This window comes from Consotaella aegiceratis, from assembly GCF_036541425.1.
In the GTDB taxonomy this organism is placed as follows: domain Bacteria; phylum Pseudomonadota; class Alphaproteobacteria; order Rhizobiales; family Rhizobiaceae; genus Consotaella; species Consotaella aegiceratis.
In genome coordinates, this window is the sequence record NZ_JAZHFT010000001.1 from 310,704 (window position 1) to 326,661 (window position 15,958).

11 protein-coding genes are annotated in these 15,958 nt (G+C 65.8%); 1 reads left to right on the plus strand and 10 read right to left on the minus strand.

Annotation, left to right across the window (positions count from 1 at the left end):
* Nucleotides 1–165: 165 nt before the first annotated feature.
* Nucleotides 166–2,082: an ABC transporter substrate-binding protein gene (locus tag SMD10_RS01415; RefSeq protein WP_331683840.1), complete on the minus strand. Its 1,917-nt coding sequence runs from the start codon at nt 2,080–2,082 to the stop codon at nt 166–168.
* Nucleotides 2,083–2,332: 250 nt separating this feature from the next.
* Nucleotides 2,333–3,370, minus strand: a complete 1,038-nt coding sequence (locus SMD10_RS01420) for a LacI family DNA-binding transcriptional regulator (RefSeq protein WP_331683841.1) — start codon at nt 3,368–3,370, stop codon at nt 2,333–2,335.
* A gap of 224 nt (nt 3,371–3,594) precedes the next feature.
* Between SMD10_RS01420 and pglB the strand changes: the two genes are divergently transcribed.
* On the plus strand, nt 3,595–4,923 hold the full coding sequence (gene pglB, locus SMD10_RS01425) for a polygalacturonase PglB (RefSeq protein WP_331683842.1): 1,329 nt from the start codon (nt 3,595–3,597) through the stop codon (nt 4,921–4,923).
* 16 nt (nt 4,924–4,939) lie between these two features.
* Here pglB and SMD10_RS01430 read toward each other — a convergent pair whose 3' ends face one another.
* The 8 genes from SMD10_RS01430 to SMD10_RS01465 form a co-directional block, all read right to left on the minus strand.
* The gene (locus SMD10_RS01430; RefSeq protein ID WP_331683843.1) at nt 4,940–6,100 is read right to left on the minus strand and encodes a M20 aminoacylase family protein; all 1,161 of its coding nucleotides are present in this window, start codon (nt 6,098–6,100) and stop codon (nt 4,940–4,942) included.
* Between the two features lie 138 nt (nt 6,101–6,238).
* A complete protein-coding gene (locus tag SMD10_RS01435) occupies nt 6,239–7,303 on the minus strand; it encodes an ABC transporter ATP-binding protein (protein WP_331683844.1) in 1,065 nt (354 codons plus the stop codon).
* Entirely contained in the window at nt 7,300–8,364 is a 1,065-nt protein-coding gene (locus SMD10_RS01440; RefSeq protein WP_331683845.1) for an ABC transporter substrate-binding protein, read from the minus strand. Before SMD10_RS01440 ends, SMD10_RS01435 begins: the two co-directional genes overlap by 4 nt.
* Before the next feature lie 28 nt (nt 8,365–8,392).
* Complete coding sequence (locus SMD10_RS01445; protein WP_331683846.1) at nt 8,393–9,181, minus strand: ABC transporter permease; 789 nt, start codon at nt 9,179–9,181, stop codon at nt 8,393–8,395.
* Nucleotides 9,182–9,191: 10 nt separating this feature from the next.
* Complete coding sequence (locus SMD10_RS01450) at nt 9,192–10,034, minus strand: ABC transporter permease (protein WP_331683887.1); 843 nt, start codon at nt 10,032–10,034, stop codon at nt 9,192–9,194.
* An 88-nt stretch (nt 10,035–10,122) separates the two neighbouring features.
* A complete protein-coding gene (locus SMD10_RS01455) occupies nt 10,123–10,800 on the minus strand; it encodes an AroM family protein (protein ID WP_331683847.1) in 678 nt (225 codons plus the stop codon).
* Nucleotides 10,801–10,814: 14 nt separating this feature from the next.
* Nucleotides 10,815–14,663 carry a hydantoinase B/oxoprolinase family protein gene (locus tag SMD10_RS01460; RefSeq protein WP_331683848.1) on the minus strand — a complete coding sequence of 1,283 codons (3,849 nt, stop codon included), beginning with the start codon at nt 14,661–14,663 and terminating at the stop codon, nt 10,815–10,817.
* Between the two features lie 161 nt (nt 14,664–14,824).
* On the minus strand, nt 14,825–15,793 hold the full coding sequence (locus SMD10_RS01465; RefSeq protein ID WP_331683849.1) for an AroM family protein: 969 nt from the start codon (nt 15,791–15,793) through the stop codon (nt 14,825–14,827).
* Between the last annotated feature and the right edge of the window lie 165 nt (nt 15,794–15,958).

Below are 15,958 nucleotides of genomic sequence, written 5' to 3' on the forward strand. Positions count from 1 at the left end.
CGAAAAGTTGCAGACTATTCAGAACGACATCATGCGACGAAACAAGAGGCTGGAGCGACAGGGTGATTCAACCTGAACGCATGTCGTTCCAGATGGGCGCCGCCGCCAGGATGCGGCAGCGCGAAACGGACCGGGCGGCCGCAGCCGCCCGGCGACGGAGAAGGGCTATTCCTGCCCGATCCAAAACTGCTGCGGACGGGCCAAGCCGATGCCGCGGGTCACGTCGTCGACCACCAGACCGGTCGCCACGTTGTGGAAATTGTCGGCGACGATGTTCGGCACCTTGGTCTCGCCGACCACGCCGATCACCCAGCCCTGGTCGACGAAGGTCTCGATCAGGTGGTTGACGTTCTTGTCGGCTTCCTCGACCGAGGGCGCCTGCGACGCACTCTCCCAGTCCTTCCAGAGCGTGCGGATCTCGGAATCCGCGGGCGGCTCGATGCCGGATTCGCCGCCGGTCTTATACCAGACGAACCATTGATTGGCGTAGCTGTCGTCGCCCATCATGATGCGCGGGTCGGCCGGCACGATCGACAGGCGGTCGAAGCGCGTCCATTGCATCTGGTAATCGTTGTTCTGCCGGTTGTTGTCCCACTGCGTGCGGTCGATGATGCGGGTCAAGAGCTCGACGCCAACGTCCCGCATGTTGTCCGCCAGCAGCTCCAGCGCATCGGACTGGTCCGGCTCGTAGGCCTCGATGACGATGCTCAGCCGCTTGCCGTCGGGACGCAGCCGGAAGCCGTCGCCGTCGCGCTTGTCGAGGCCGATGCCGTCGAGCAGGTCGTTGGCCGTGTCCGGATCGTAGTCCGCCCAATGCTTTTCGAGTTCGGCATCGAAATAGGGCGAACCGGAAATGGGCGATGCCTGACGCGGCTCGGACAGTCCGGAAAACGCCAGCTCGTTGATCAGGTCGCGATCGACGGCGATCGACAGGGCGTGCCGGAAGTCGATATTTTCATAGAGCGCGTTGAGCCCTTCGTCCGTCACCGTCATGTTCGGGACCATCGAATAGGTGGTCGCGTCGACCCAGTCGTTGACGTGGTAATGGCCGCGCTCGGCGTTCTCCTTGTAGAACGTATAGTTCGCCGCCGTCATGTAGCGGCCCTGCATGTCGATCTGGCCCTGGGCGACCATCAGGCTGACCGCCTCGGGGTCCTGGAACAGGCGGTGCTCGATCTTGTCGATATAGGGCAGCTGGTTGCCGTCTTGGTCGACCGCGTAATAGTAGGGATTGCGCACCATCGTGACGTTGTTGGCCGACACCGAGGGTGCCGTATCCATCAGCCACGCATTGATCGTGGGCAGGTCCGGATTGTCCCACCACGACGTCAGTCCGCCGTGATAGTCCCAGAGATCCGCCCATTTCTCCACGTTGTACTTCTTGGCCGCGGCCGCGAGATCGTCATCGCTCGCATAGTGGTTGTTGTACTGCTTCAGGTAATGCTTGGGGAACAGGAAGCTCGGCCGGGCAAGGCTCGGCGAGCCCGTCGAATCCTTGGCCAGGATCTGCAGGAAATAAACGTAGGGCGCGGCGAACTTGATCTTGAAGGTGCGCTCGTCGACCACTTCGAGCTTCATCGGCTCGCCGCCCGGCGCAAAGGTCGGATCGATGGTCGGGGTGATGTCCTTGTTCATGAAGACGTCGTCGTACCAGAACTGGACGTCCTCGGTGGTGACCGGCTCGCCGTCCGACCACTTCAGGCCCTCGAGCAGGGTGAAAGTGTATTCGGTGGAATCGTCGTTGACCGAGTAGGATTCGATATAGCCCGGCTCCAGCATCGCCGTGCCGTTGTCTTCCTTGGCGACCCATTTGAGGACGCGCTCTTCCATCAGCTTGGTCGGCCCCCAACGGTCGCCCGGGCCGCTGTAGGCACGGTGCCAGGTGCCGCCGTACTGGCCGACCTCGATCGCCTGCACCACAGTGGGGTGCTTGGGCAGCCGCTCGTCGACGGGCGGAAGCTCGCCGGCCTTCACCTTCTCGGCAAGCATCGGGGCTTCCTGGAACGCCAGTGCCATCGTGCTCACGGATACCGAGGCGAGCGCGCCGATGACGACAGACGCGAGCGTTCGTTTCATGGTCATTCGATTTCCTCCCGTTTGCGGTGACCATCGACATTCACGCGGAGCCGGCGATCATGAATCCAACGGCTGCCGCGAAATGAAAAACTTTTCTTTATCGCCAATGAGTGGTCGCGTTTATTCTCTTCCTCAGGCACCAAGTAGCCTCAAAACGGATAAAATATCGCTTCAGCGCAGGTTATCTGGCAACATCTGCCGATCCGTCGCATAATTCAACTAAAAAAAGTTTTCATATTCCTGCGATTTGCCGGAGTTAAGCTGGGGCGCCCACACTGCCCCGCACGGCAATCTCGCACCCCAGTTCGAGGCGGTGGGCGGCGCGCGGCTCGTCGGCGGTGATGAGCCGCTGCTCCAGAAGATGCAGCGCCTGTGGGCCGATCTGTTCGAGCGGTACCTTGATCGTTGTGAGCGGGGGGCGGCTCAGTTCGCCCAGCACGATGCCGTCGAACCCCATGACGGAGACGTCGCCCGGCACCGACAGGCCGGCGCCATCGAGAGCGCGCAAGGCTCCCAGAGCGAGATTGTCCGCGGCGCAGAAGATGGCGGTCACGCCGCCGAGGCCGTCGTGCCGATCGAGCCAGGTGCGGATCGCCGCCTCGCCCAGCGCCGGCGCGTAACCTTCGGCGTGGAACACCTGAAACGCCTCCATCGGCAAGCCGCTGGCCTCGCCCGCGTCCAGAAATCCGTCGAGGCGGCGCCGGATGGTGGTGCGGCCCTGCCAGGTCAGATGAAGGATGGAGCGGTGCCCCTGCTTGATCAGCCAGTCCGTTGCCAGCCGCGCGCCGAACCGGTTGCCCGGGGTGACGCTGTCGATGTGCATGTCCTGGTCTTCGCCGTTGATCAGCACGGCGGGGATGCCGGAGGCACGAATGCCGCGCAGCAGGTCCGGCCGGTCGTCGTTGATCAACACGACGCCGTCGGCCGAATTGGCCTGGACGAAGTCGACGATGCCCCGCGCCGTCAAGGATCCGTTGCCGGTGATCGGCATCAGCCGGACGCCGCGGCGTTCGCAGTCGCGGCTGAGGGCGCTGAGCACTGTCCACGAAAACAGGTTGATCTCGTTCTCCGGCATGGCGTCGTCTGGCACCGCGAGCACCACCGTTCCCAGCGCCGTGGCGTTCGCCTTGGCGCGACGCCGGGCCAGATAGCCGAGCCGGCGGGCGGCATCCATGACGCGGGCCCGCACCTGGGGCGAGATCGAGGCCGTCCCGTTGAGCACGTGGGAAACGGTCGAAATCGCCACACCCGCTTCCTGCGAGACCTCCTTGATCCCCACCTTCTTGCCGGCCATCGCGTTGCGCTCCTCCCTCGATCCTTCGCACGCCGGGTCGCGGCGTCGATCCGAGCCTGACGCTTTCTCAAGCCGGCACGAACAGCTTATTGAATTTTTTCATGATTGTGCAGAATGCATAGGGCAGGATTATGGCTTGAAGCCACTGCCGTTCGGGCATACTGGAACGATAGCCTCCTACGAAAAACGTGGAAGGTATGAATAAAAAAATTTCGAGATCCGCCATGACTGCCGCTCCGGACCTTCCCGTTCCTGCCGAAGAGGGCGATGCGACCCGGCGCCTGCAGTCGGCGATCAATGCCGCCCATGCGGCCGGCGGCGGACGGGTTCTTGTCGAAGCCGGACGCCACGACTGCCACGGCCTCTGGCTCAAATCGAATGTCGAACTGCATCTTGCGCCGGGAGCCGTTCTGCAGCCCCGGCCCGATTACGAAGCCTATGCCGAGACGCGCGTCGATCATGTGGCGGAGGACAGCGACCGCGGCATCCTGGTGGCGCGCGAGGCGGAGAACATCGCGATCACCGGCACGGGCACCATCGAAGCCGGGGGCGAGGCTTTCATCGCCGGCGACGATCCGGTGATGGGGACCTGGATTCCCGCCCCGCTGCGCCCTCGCACTATCATCTTCGATCGATGCCGCAACGTTCGGCTCGAGAATTTTACGATCCGCAACTCGCCGATGTGGACGATCCACGCCATCGCCTGCCGGCATCTGGCGGTAAAGGCGATCGCGGTCGACAACGACCGCCGCATGCCCAACACCGACGGCTTCGTGGTCGACGCCTGCGAGGACGTGACGATCGAAGACGCCGACATCCGCACCGCCGACGACGGCGTGGTGCTGAAGACGACGGCCACGCCGGACGGACGACCGATCGGCGCCTGCCGCCGCGTGCGCGTCGCCAACAGCCGCATCGAAAGCCGATCGTGCGCGCTGAAGATCGGCACCGAAACCTATGGCGACGTCGAGGACATCGTCTTCGAGGATTGCGAGATCGTCGGTTCGAACCGTGGCCTCGGCATCTTCTCGCGCGATGGCGGGCGCATCGCCCGCGTCCGCTTCTCGCGCATCGCGGTGGATTGTGCCGAGACGCCGGACGGCTTCTGGGGCTCAGGCGAGGCGCTGACCGTCAACGTCGTTGACCGCCGTCCGGACCGGCCGGCCGGCGCCGTTACGGACCTCGTCGTCGAGGACATCACCGGGCGGATGGAGGGGGCGATCAACCTGGTCGCGCTTCGTCCCGGCAGCATTGCCGGGGTCCGGCTCGATCGGATCGACCTCGTCCAGCATCCGGGGCGGCTGGGAACGGCCCTCGCCTACGACCTTCGGCCGACCTCCGCCGATCTGGCGCCGGCGCCCGAAGCGGCCGGACGCGCCAACGCCTGGGTCAAGGATGCCGAGGGCAAGGTCGTCGGCCTCGCCGCCTATCCGGGCGGGATGCCGGGCCTGTTCGCCAGTTCGATCGCCGACCTCGACCTCGGCGATGTCGTGATCCGCCGGCCAGAGCCGTTGCCGGCCAGCTGGAACCCGGCGCCGATCGTCACTGGCTGACCGGTTGGGACGTTCCCTACTCGCCCGCCGTCCCTCGCTGTTCGACCAGACGCGCCAGGAGGCTCGCGCCGACCGGCAGGATCGCATCGTCGAGGATGAAGCCGGGATTGTGCAGCGGCACGGTGCCGCCATGGCCGAGATTGCAGAAGGCGCCGGGAACGACCCGCAGGAGGTCGGCCATGTCCTCGCTGCCCATGGTCGCGCTCTCGCCCAGCTGGGCCTTGTCTCCGACGACGTCCTGGCCGACCGCGATGAGGTCGCGGGCGCGCGTCTCGTCGTTGACGAGAACGTCGAAGACACTGCGGATATCGATGTCGATCTCGACCTCGTAGGCCAGCGCGAAACCGTCGCAGAGATGCCGGATGCGGTCCCAGATCATCTCCCGCACCGCGCTGTCGAAATGGCGCACCGTGCCCGACAGGCGCGCCGTCTCGGGGATCACATTGTAGGCCGAGCCGGCGTGGAACTGGGTGATGGAGACGACCGCCGGCTTGGTCGGGTCCATGTTGCGCGACACGACGCTCTGCATCTCCTTGACCAGGCCCGCCCCGATGACGACGGGATCGCGCGAGGCCTGGGGCATCGCCCCGTGGCTTCCCCTGCCGCGGATGTCGATATCGAAGAAGTCGGCCCCGGCCTGGGCCGGTCCCGGCGTCACCTTGATTTCGTCCGCTTCCAGATAGGGCGAGTTGTGGATGCCGTAGAGCTCGTCGCAGGGAAAGCGCTCGAACAGGCCGTCGGCCAGCATCGCCCGCGCGCCGCCGAGCCCCTCTTCGGCCGGCTGGAAGATGAAGACCGCGCGGCCGGCGAAATCCCGTGTTTCCGCCAGATAGCGCGCGGCGCCGAGCAGCATCGTGGTATGGCCGTCATGGCCGCAGCCGTGAAAGACGCCCGGATTCTTCGAGGCGTAGGGGAGGTTGGTCTGCTCGTCCATCGGCAGCGCGTCCATGTCGGCACGCAGGCCGATGGTGCGCCCGGTCCGCGCGCCGTCGAGCACGCCCACGACCCCGGTCCCGCCGATGCCCCTGGCCACTTCGATGCCCCAGCTCTCCAGCATCTCGGCCACCCTGGCGCTGGTGCGCACCTCCTCGAAGCCCAATTCGGGATGGGCATGGAAGTCGCGGCGGATGGCCGTCAAATCGTCGGTGAAACCGGCGATGCGTTCAAGAACCGGCATGTGGCATTCCTTACCTGATCGTCCCCAAGGCTCGTCCTGGAGTGAGCTGCGTTCAGGTTAGATCGCAGTGTCGCTCCAGCCTCTTGTTTTCCCGCATGATATGGATCCGAAAAGTCTGCAACTTTTCGCCATCATGCTCTAATCGTTCAAGACGACGAGATCGTCTTCGTCCCAGGACGCCGAAACGGCCTCGCCGGCGGCAAGCGCGGTCTGGCTGGTGTTGGAGGTCCGGGCCAGGATGTGGCGGCCCTCACCGAGTTCGACCCTGTAGAGGATCGAACCGCCGAGAAAATTCGCCGTCTCGATCCGTCCCGCTACGCCCCTTTCGGGATCGGCTTCGCCGGCGCGCGCCAGCACGACCTTCTCCGGCCGCAGCGCGCAGTCGACCCGGCCCGATGCGCCGGCGGGAGCGGGCAACAGGATGCCGTCGTCGCAGCGCAGACGCAGAACTCCGTTCTCGGTGACGATCGTGCCGCTCATCAGATTGGTGTCGCCGATGAAATCGGCGGCGAAGCGCGTGCGCGGCTGATTGTAGATCTCGGCAGGCGTTCCGATCTGCTCGACCCGGCCGCCGTTCATCACGGCGATCCGGTCGGACATGGCCATCGCCTCTTCCTGGTCGTGGGTGACGAAGACAGTGGTGACGCCCAGGCTCTTCTGCAGCTCCTTCAGCTCGAACTGCATCTGCTGGCGCAGCTTCTTGTCGAGCGCCCCCAGCGGCTCGTCGCAAAGCAGCACGCGCGGCTCGATGACGATGGCGCGCGCCAGCGCGACGCGCTGTTGCTGCCCGCCCGAAAGCTGCGACGGGCGGCGTTCGCCCATCGCCGACAGCGACACCATCTCGAGGGCACGATCGACCTTGGCGGCGATGGTCTTCTTGTCGACGCCGCGCATCCTGAGGCCGAAGCCGACGTTCTCGCGCACCGTGCGGTGGGGAAACAGCGCATAGTTCTGAAACACCATGCCCATGTCGCGCTTGTGCGCCGGCACATGAGTGACGTCCGTGCCGCCGACATGGATGGCGCCTTCGGTCGGCATCTCGAAGCCGGCGATCATGCGCAGCGTGGTGGTCTTGCCACAGCCGGACGGTCCGAGCAGGGCGAAGAATTCGCCCTGCTCGATCGTCATGTCGATGGCGTCGACGGCGCGCACCGCGCCGTCATAGACCTTGGTCGCGCCGTCGATGCGGATCGAGGCGCTCACGTGCGGAAGATCCGGTTGACGCGCATGTCGATGGCGTCCTTGTTGGCGTTGTACCACTGCCAGTCGACCTGCACGAGCTTGGCGACCTTCTCCGGCGTCGTCAGCAGTCGCTTCTGGTACTCTTCCGACAGGGTGACCTTCTTGTTGGCGGGCGAATACCAGACGGCCTCGGCCATCAGCTTCTGCACGTCGGGACGCAGCATGAAGTTGATGAAGGCGTTGGCCAGCTCGCGCTTCTGCGTGCCCGGCGTCACGGTCAGCACCTGTTCCAGCGCCAGGACACCCTCTTCCGGCGTGCAGAAGCCCATCTCGTTGGGCGTGTCGAAATAGCGATAGACACCGCTGTCGTGGATCACACAGATCTCGACCTCGCCGGAGAGCAGCATCTTCTCCATAGAGCCGGTGAAGTCGACCAGCTTGACCGGCTTCAGCTTCTCCATGGCCTCGTAGGCGGCGTCGAGATCGTCGTAACCCGAGCCGTAGACCGCACCCGCCATGGTCAGGAAGGCCTGGCCGAGGGAATTGACCGGAATGACGTAGGCGCCGCGCTTATCGGCATACTCGTCCTTCCACAGATCCTTCCACGAGGTCGGAGCCTCGCTCACCAGGTCGGAACGGTAGCCCATGCCGATGGCCGAGGTGAACATCGACACGCCGACGATCTTGTCGGAGGTCGCATAGTCGTAGAGATCGGCGAGGTTCGGAATCTGGCTCTTGTCGAGTTCGGGCTCGACCAGACCCATCTTCACCGCAGCCCACTGCTCGTTGGAATTGGTGTGCAGCACGTCGTAGATCGGGTTCGAGCGCGACGAGGACTGGAGCTTGGGCAGGAACGGGAAGGAGGTGTCGCGCACCAGCTTGCCGCCGAACTCCTTCTCGAACATGGGCGCCAGGGTCGAGTCGAAGATCTCGCCCCATTTACCCCCCCAGCCGGTGATGTTGAGCTCGCTCGCCTGGGCGCGCGCGATGTGTGGCATGGCCAGCGAGACGGCCGCGCCGGCCGCAACGGTGCCCAGGAACCGGCGGCGACCGGCGTCGAACTTGTCAGTCTTCTTTTCCATGCATTTCTCCTTGTCGTGGCGGCGGGGATCAGAGCTTGGCGTAGGACTTCAGCCCAACCGTGCGGTCGAGGCCGAGGACGACGATGAAGGCGAGCAGGATCGACACCACCGAAGCGGCCGCGATCCGTCCGTCCATCTCGAACTTCAGGTAGTTGAAAAGTGTGATCGGCAGCGTTTCCGAGCCCGGCGCGATCAGGAACAGCGACACCGGAAACTGGTCGAAGGACACGATGAAAGCGAAGATGCCGCCGGCGATGACCCCGGGTTTGACCAGCGGCAAGGTCACCTCGAAATAGACCCGCAGCGGATCGGCGCCGAGATTGGTGGCGGCCTCCTCCAGCCGGGTGTCGAAGTTGTGCAGGACGGCTAGCGTCGTGCGGATCACGTAGGGCGTGGTCACCAGCACGTGGCCCATCACCAGCCCCCACAACGGCCGACCGACGTCGAGCAGCATGTAGGCCTGAAACAGCGCCAAGCCGGTGAGGATCGCCGGCAACATCAGGGGCGACAGCACGAAGGCGGTGATCAGCCCGGCGCCCGGCAGATTGCCGCGGGCGATCGCCAGCGACGCGGTCGAGCCGATGAAGGTCGCCAGCATCGTGCTGACGACGGCGATCTCGATGCTGAGCCACAGCGCCGACATGAACACGTCGGAGGTGAAGAACGCCTCGAACCACATCAACGAGAAGCCTTCCGGCGGAAACTTGATGTAGGGCGTCGGATTGACCGCGAAGACGAAGATGATCGCGATGGGCGCCAGGATGAAGATGAGGATCGCCGCGTTGATCGCGCCATAGAGGAAACGGCCGAGCTTCATCGCACTGCCCTCACTTCATCGTCCGGTCGCCGCTGACGGCGGCGAGGACACGGTTGTAGGCGACCACCAGCACCAGCGAGATCACCAGGAGGATGATCCCGAGCGCGGCGGCGAAGCCGATGTTGAAGGAGGCCGAAATCTGCTGGTAGATCAGCAGCGGCAGCGTCATGATCTGGAAGCCGCCCATCAGCAGCGGCGTCACGTAGGACGAGATCGCCAGCGCGAACACCAGCAGCGAGCCGGCCAGAATCCCCGGCACGGACAAAGGCAGCGTCACCTCGAAGAAGGCGCGCAAGGGGCTCGCGCCGAGATTGATCGCCGCCTGCTCCAGCCGTTCGTCGATGCGCCCGATCACGCCCGACAGCGTCAGCACCATGTAGGGGATGAAGATGTGGGTGAGGCCGACGACGATGCCGATCTCGTTGTAAAGAAGGGCGAGCGGCTTATCGATGAGGCCGAGCGACAACAGCAGCTCGTTGATGACGCCGGTATCCGAGAGGATGCTCATCCAGGCGAAGGTGCGCACCACGATGCCGGTCAGCATCGGCGCCAGCACGGCGATCAGCAGCAGCGCGTGGATCGCCCGGCTGTGGGTGCGCGCCATCAAGTGCGCCAGCGGATAGCCGAGAAGCAGCGCCGCCACGGTCGTGGCGATGCCGATGCGCAGCGTCACCCACAGGACGTCCCAATTGTAGCTGTCGGTCGCGAACCGCAGGTAGTTCTGGGCGGTGAAGTGAACGTCCGGCTCGAACACCGGATTGCCGGTCAGCACGCTCAGCATCAGCATCATGGCGAGCGGCAGGATGAAGAACAGCGTGAACAGGAGCAGGCAGGGCAGGATCAGCCACGCCATGGCGTTGGGGCCGGTCCTGGCCGGCCGGCTCCGCGGTACGGCGGTCTCGGTCGCAGCCAAGGCTTCGCTCGCGGGATAGGTCATCGTCTCACACCACCTCCGCGACCAGCTTGGCGATGAGCGCGCTCGACAGGATCAGCGGCAGTCCGCTCGCGGCGGTGGCTGCGCGGCGGTGATGCTCGACGAAGCCCATGCAGTCGGTCATCAGGATTTCGGCGCCACGCCCGCGCAGGTCGCGGGCCGCCGCGGCGACCGCATCGTCGCTCTCCTGATAGGGCGAGACCGCCGCGCAGATGGGAGCGGCTGAGAAATTCGCCCATTTGCTCTGTTCGGCTTGGATCTGCTCGGGGAGCGGCACCAGGATGCCGACGCGGCGGCCCTGCGTCAGCGCGGCAAGGCACGGCATCAGGATCTTCTGCGGCTCGATCAGCGCGGCGCGTCTCGCTTCGAGTTCGGCGAACTTGCCCGTGCACCACAGCAGAATCGTGGTGCAGCCCGCCGCCTCCAGCTCTTCGACCTTGCCCTGGACGGCGGCCTCGACACCGGCCTTGTCCATCACCACCGACGTGCCGTCGAGAAGCCGCGAGATCAGCACCGGTTCGCCCTCGCGCACCGGGAAGCGCTCGGCGATCGCCGCCTTGTCCATGCCGTCGACGACGCCGACATGGAGGCGCGGCAGATCGGCGGGGAGCGCCGCCTCCAGCATCGGGGTCAGGTCCGGCCGCGGCGCCTGGCCGAGGGTGATGGTGCCGAGTTTGCGCGTCATCGCCTCACCCATCCTCATGCCTCGACCGACTGACGTGGCTTGGCCGAGGACGGAGTTTTCGAGGCGGCCGGGTAGTCGCGTCCAGCGCTCTCGGGCGTCACCAGCCCGAGCCGCAGATCGGCCTCGACCGAGCCCGCATCACGCTCGGCCGGATCGCCGAAGCCGGAGCCGCCGGCAACCGCCACCTCGACGATCCGATCGATCGCCGTGACGCGCACGGCCTCGCCGGTGCCGCAATCGTGAACCTCGTTGCCCTCGGGATCGAGGATGCGGCCGACCGCGCCACTGCCCGGCGCGCCGCCGAACAGGCCGGCCACCCGGCTGCCGACGCCTTCCGGATAGACGGAGATCAGCGCGGGCAGGCCGTCATCATGGAGCTTGCGCATGCGCACCCGCTGACCGAGACCGCCGCGATGGCGGCCCGGACCGCCGGTATCCGGCAGGTAGCACTTCTCGACCACCAGCACGGGCGCGCGGGATTCGAACACCTCGACGGCGGTGTTCGAGGCAGAGGTCGGCCACAGAAGCCCGGACTTGCCGTCGGCATGGGCAGAGCCGCCCTGACCGCCGCCCATGAAGATGTGGTTGGAATAGCTCTGGCCGTCGGCCTCCTCGCCATAGACGTTGACGGCCACCGGCAGGCCGGTGTGGGCCTGGACGTTGTCGGGAGCGGCTTCGGCGAGCGCCTTGAAGATGTTGGGCGCAAGATACCAGCCGGTGCGCGTGCGCATGGAGACGGAAGCCGGATAACGCGGATTGAGGATCGAGCCCTCCGGCGCCTTCACTGTAAAGGCGCGATAGCAGCCGGCATTGCCGCGCACATTCGGCGTCAGCATGCATTTCAGCGGATAGGTCGCATGCGCCGTGGTGTAGTTCAGCGTCGAATTCAGCCCGCCCTGCGGAAGCTGCGCCGGCGCGCCGTCGAAATCCAGCGTAATCTCGTCGCCGGCGACCGTCAGCTTCAGCGGGTAGCACAGCTCCTCGTCGATCGGCCGGTTGCTGATCTCGGAGAGGTAGTCGCCATCCGGGATCGCCCGGATCGCATCGCGCATCGCCTTTTCCGACAGGCCTTGCACCAAGGCGGCCAGCGCCTTGAGGTCGTACATGCCATAGTCGCGCATGAAGCTCGCCAGGCGCTCCGCGCCAAGCTGGTTGGACGCCACGAAGGAGTGCAGGTCGCCCAGCGTCTGGTCGGCGTTGCGGATGTTCTGGCGCATCATCGCCAGCAGCGTCTCGTTCGGCCGACCGGCGTCGTAGAGCTTCATCGGCGGGATCTGCAGGCCTTCCTCGAAGACCTCGCGGGCGCGCATGGCATCCTTGGTGCCGCCGATGTCGGAGACGTGGCCGACGGTACCGGCAAGCCCCACCACGCGGCCCTCGACGAAGACGGGCGTGACGACGGCGATGTCGAAGAGATGGCCGGCGCAGATCCAGGGATCGTTGGTGATCAGCACGTCGCCCGGCTTCAGCGTCTCGGCCGGATACTTCTCCAGAAGCGCCTTGACCGCGCGCGGCAGCGTCAGATTGAAGACCGGCATGGCGCGCGGCGAGTGGGCGAGCGTCTCGCCCTGCGGGTCCAGAAGCTCGCAGGCAAAATCCTGGGATTCGGAGACGGTCAGCGAAAACGCGGTGCGGACCACGGTGATCCACATCTCCTCGGTCACCGTCACCAGGCGCGACCACATGATCTCCAGCGCGATCGGATCGTCCTTGATCCGAGCGATGGCCTGGTCGAGGCTCATGTCGTCGGTGACGACGTCCCCGGCGACGGCTGCCGGCGCGACGGCGATGCGCAGATTGAGATTGTCGTCGACGGTCAGCCTGTCGGACGGCGGCACGACGGTGGTCGCCTCGCGCTCCTCGATGATCGCCGGCCCGGCGATTTCGGTGCCGGGAGCGAGCGCATAGCGGTCGTAGACCGTCGCCTCGACCCACTCGGTTTCGAAGAAGGCCGGCCGCGTCCCCTTCACGGCGGATGCCGTGCCGGCACCACCGCTCGCGCCGGCCAGCGAAATCGACGGCTTCGGTCCGGCGCATTGAACGCGGAAGCTGATCGCCTCCATCCGGGCGTTCTCGTAGATCGTCGTGAACCGCGCCGAATAGGCGGCGGCGAAGGCGTCGCGCACCGCGTCCAGGCTGTCGGCCGCCAGTTCATGGTCGGGCAGGCGCACCGCGATCTCGTGCATCTGGCCGACGAGGCGCATGTCCGCCCAGCGCTCGACCGTCACGTCGGTCTCCGCAACGCCCGCCTCGGCGAGATGGCCGCGCGCTTCGCCTTCCATTTCGGCCAGGAGCGCGTTGATCGCCACGGCATCGAAATCCGGTCCGAGTTCGACAGGGTGAGAGCGCACCGTCTCGAAGGACAGCGGCGCCGTCAGGAAGCCGACGGCGGAGGCCGCGCCGGAGGCCGGCGGAATGATGACCTCCCGCACGCCGAGAACGCGCGCCACGTTGGCGGCATGCGCCGGGCCGGCGCCGCCGAAGCCCACCATGGAATAGCGCCGCGGATCCTTGCCCTTTTCGACCAGGTGGACGCGCGCCGCCGCCGCCATGCTTTCGACGACCACCTTGTGGATACCCCAGGCGACGCCCGTCGCGTCGAGTCCCAGCGGCTCGCACAGCGTGCCGAGCGCCGTTTCGGCCGCCGCCTTGTCGAGCGCCATGCGCCCGCCCAGGAAGAAACCCGGATCGTAGTAGCCGAGCGCCAGATTGGCGTCGGTGACGGTCGGCTGGGTGCCGCCCATGCCATAGCAGGCCGGGCCGGGGTCCGAACCGGCCGACTGCGGGCCGATCTTGAGCAGCCCGACCGCGTCGACGCCGGCGATCGAGCCGCCGCCCGCGCCGATCTCGATCATGTCGATCACCGGCGTTTTGATCGGCAGACCGGAGCCCTTGCGGAAGCGGGAGACGCGGCCGGCCTCCAGCTCGGGCGCAATCTCGATGCGCCCGTCCTCAACCATGCAGGCCTTGGCGGTGGTGCCGCCCATGTCGAAGGCGATGACGTCGCTCTTGCCCGCCAGTTCGCCGAACAGCGCGGTGGCGAGACCGCCGCCCGCCGGGCCGGATTCCAGGAGGCGGATCGGGAAGGCGCGGGCCGTCGCCGGCGACAGCAAGCCGCCGGCCGAATGCATGAGCCGCAGCGTGCCGGAAAAGCCGCGCGCCGCCAGGCCGCCCTCGATGCGCTTCAGGTAGCGGTCGACCAGCGGCTGCACATAGGCGTTGGCGCAGGTCGTCACCATGCGCTCGTATTCGCCGATCTCCGGCACGACCTCGCAGGAGAGCGAGACGGCGAGATGGGGAAAGGATTCGCGGGCGATCTCGCCGATCCGAAGCTCGTGCGCCGGGTTGCGGTAGGCGTTGATCAGGCAGACGCCCACCGCCTCGACACCGGCCGCATCGAGCCGGGCGAGCATCTCGTGCACCGCCGTCTCGTCGAGCGCCGTGACGATCCGGCCGTCGCGGTCGATGCGCTCGGGCACCTCCAGGCGCCAATCGCGCGCCACGAGCGGGTCGGGGAAGCTCAGGAACAGATCGTAGATGTCGTAGCGCTGTTCGAAGCCCATCTCCAGGATATCGCGAAAGCCTTGGGTGGTGATCAGCCCCAGCCTGGCGCCTTTCCGCTCGATGACGGCGTTGGTGACGAGGGTCGTGCCGTGCAGGATCTCGCCAACCTCGGCCAGACCGATTCCGGCGGCTTGCGCGATCTCGTCGAGCCCCTGCATCGCGGCCTGGGACGGATCGTGCGGCGTGGTCAGCACCTTGTGGAGCCGGACGGTCCGGCCCTCGGCGTCATAGAGGATGAAGTCGGTGAAGGTCCCGCCGATATCGAAGCCGATGCGATAGCGGCCGTTCGTGTCCAACATTCTCGATCCTCATGCCATTGCGGTGACGATGGCTGGCCCGCCGCATCGCCTGACGAGGAGGCTAGAGGGTGTTTTGATGGCTTGGAATCCGGGCGCTCCCCTATGAAGAATTTCAGTGCAGGGCTCGATCGCCTATTTTTTAGGCTACGCCTTATAATTGGTCATCCACGAGAGGGCATCGACGCGCCGGTCAGCACAGCACTGATCAGGGCCGCCAGAGACGGGGCCTCCATCTTGGCCATGACGTGGGAGCGGTGGACTTCGACGGTCTTTGGGCTGATGCCGAGTTCCTCTGCGATGGCCCGGTTGGACAGGCCCTCGCAGACCAGTGCCAGCACCTCTCGCTCGCGCGGCGTAAGCCGGGCGAGCCGCTCCTGAGTCGCGGGGGAGACCGCATTGCGCGGCCCCATCGGCACCCGCTGCAGCATCAGCCGGATGGAACTGGCGATGATCCGGCGCGCCAGGATGACGGGCTTGCGGCTGGCCTTGGCGACGATCTCGCGGTCGGCCTCTGTGTAGCTGATGGAATGCAGCACGATGATGTCGCAATCGGCCACGTCCATCACCGCGCGCGCCAGCGAATCCCGGTCGCCCTCCTTGGCATGGCTGGCGGAGACGGAGAAGCGGTGGAGCACCGGCAGATCGATCTCTCCCACCTGGCGCTGCAGCGGATGGATCAGGCCGATCGAGGCGTCCCGCGACACGAGCGAGAGGATCGCGGCCTCTACCGCCCTTTGCGCGTTGATCATCGGGCAGGTGCAGGTGAAGTCGCGCGGCAGCCCGGTGGACAGGATGACCACGAGGTCGAACTCGTGGGGATGGAAGCCCTGCAGGATCTCCTCGACCCGTGCGGTCACCGCGGGCTTCGACAGAACGATCCGGATATGCTTCGACAGGTAGGTCGAAAGGCTCTGCTCTCCCTCCGCGATCGACAGAGCTTCGATCTGCTCGGACGAGAGATTGTCGAGGACGCCGATTTCCAGCGGCTGGATGGGCATGTCCAGGAGATCGAGGATCTCCGGCACCACATCGTCGCGCGGCGCCTTGCCCATATTGACGAACATCACTCGGGGCAGAGCGACGGACGGCTCGTTCGGCGAGGCATGATCGAACGTGGCGGTCAGCCTCATCCCGTTGCTCATCCAATCGTTACCCGCACAATCTCTGCCGCCTTTGCCGCCCTCGCTCCGGCGCGATCTTCCTCGCGACGTCTCTAGGGGATTTCCCTTATACCATACTCACTTTTTTCGGCGGCGACATTTTTTCCCGTCACTTTCTGCCACGAGAGCCGTCGG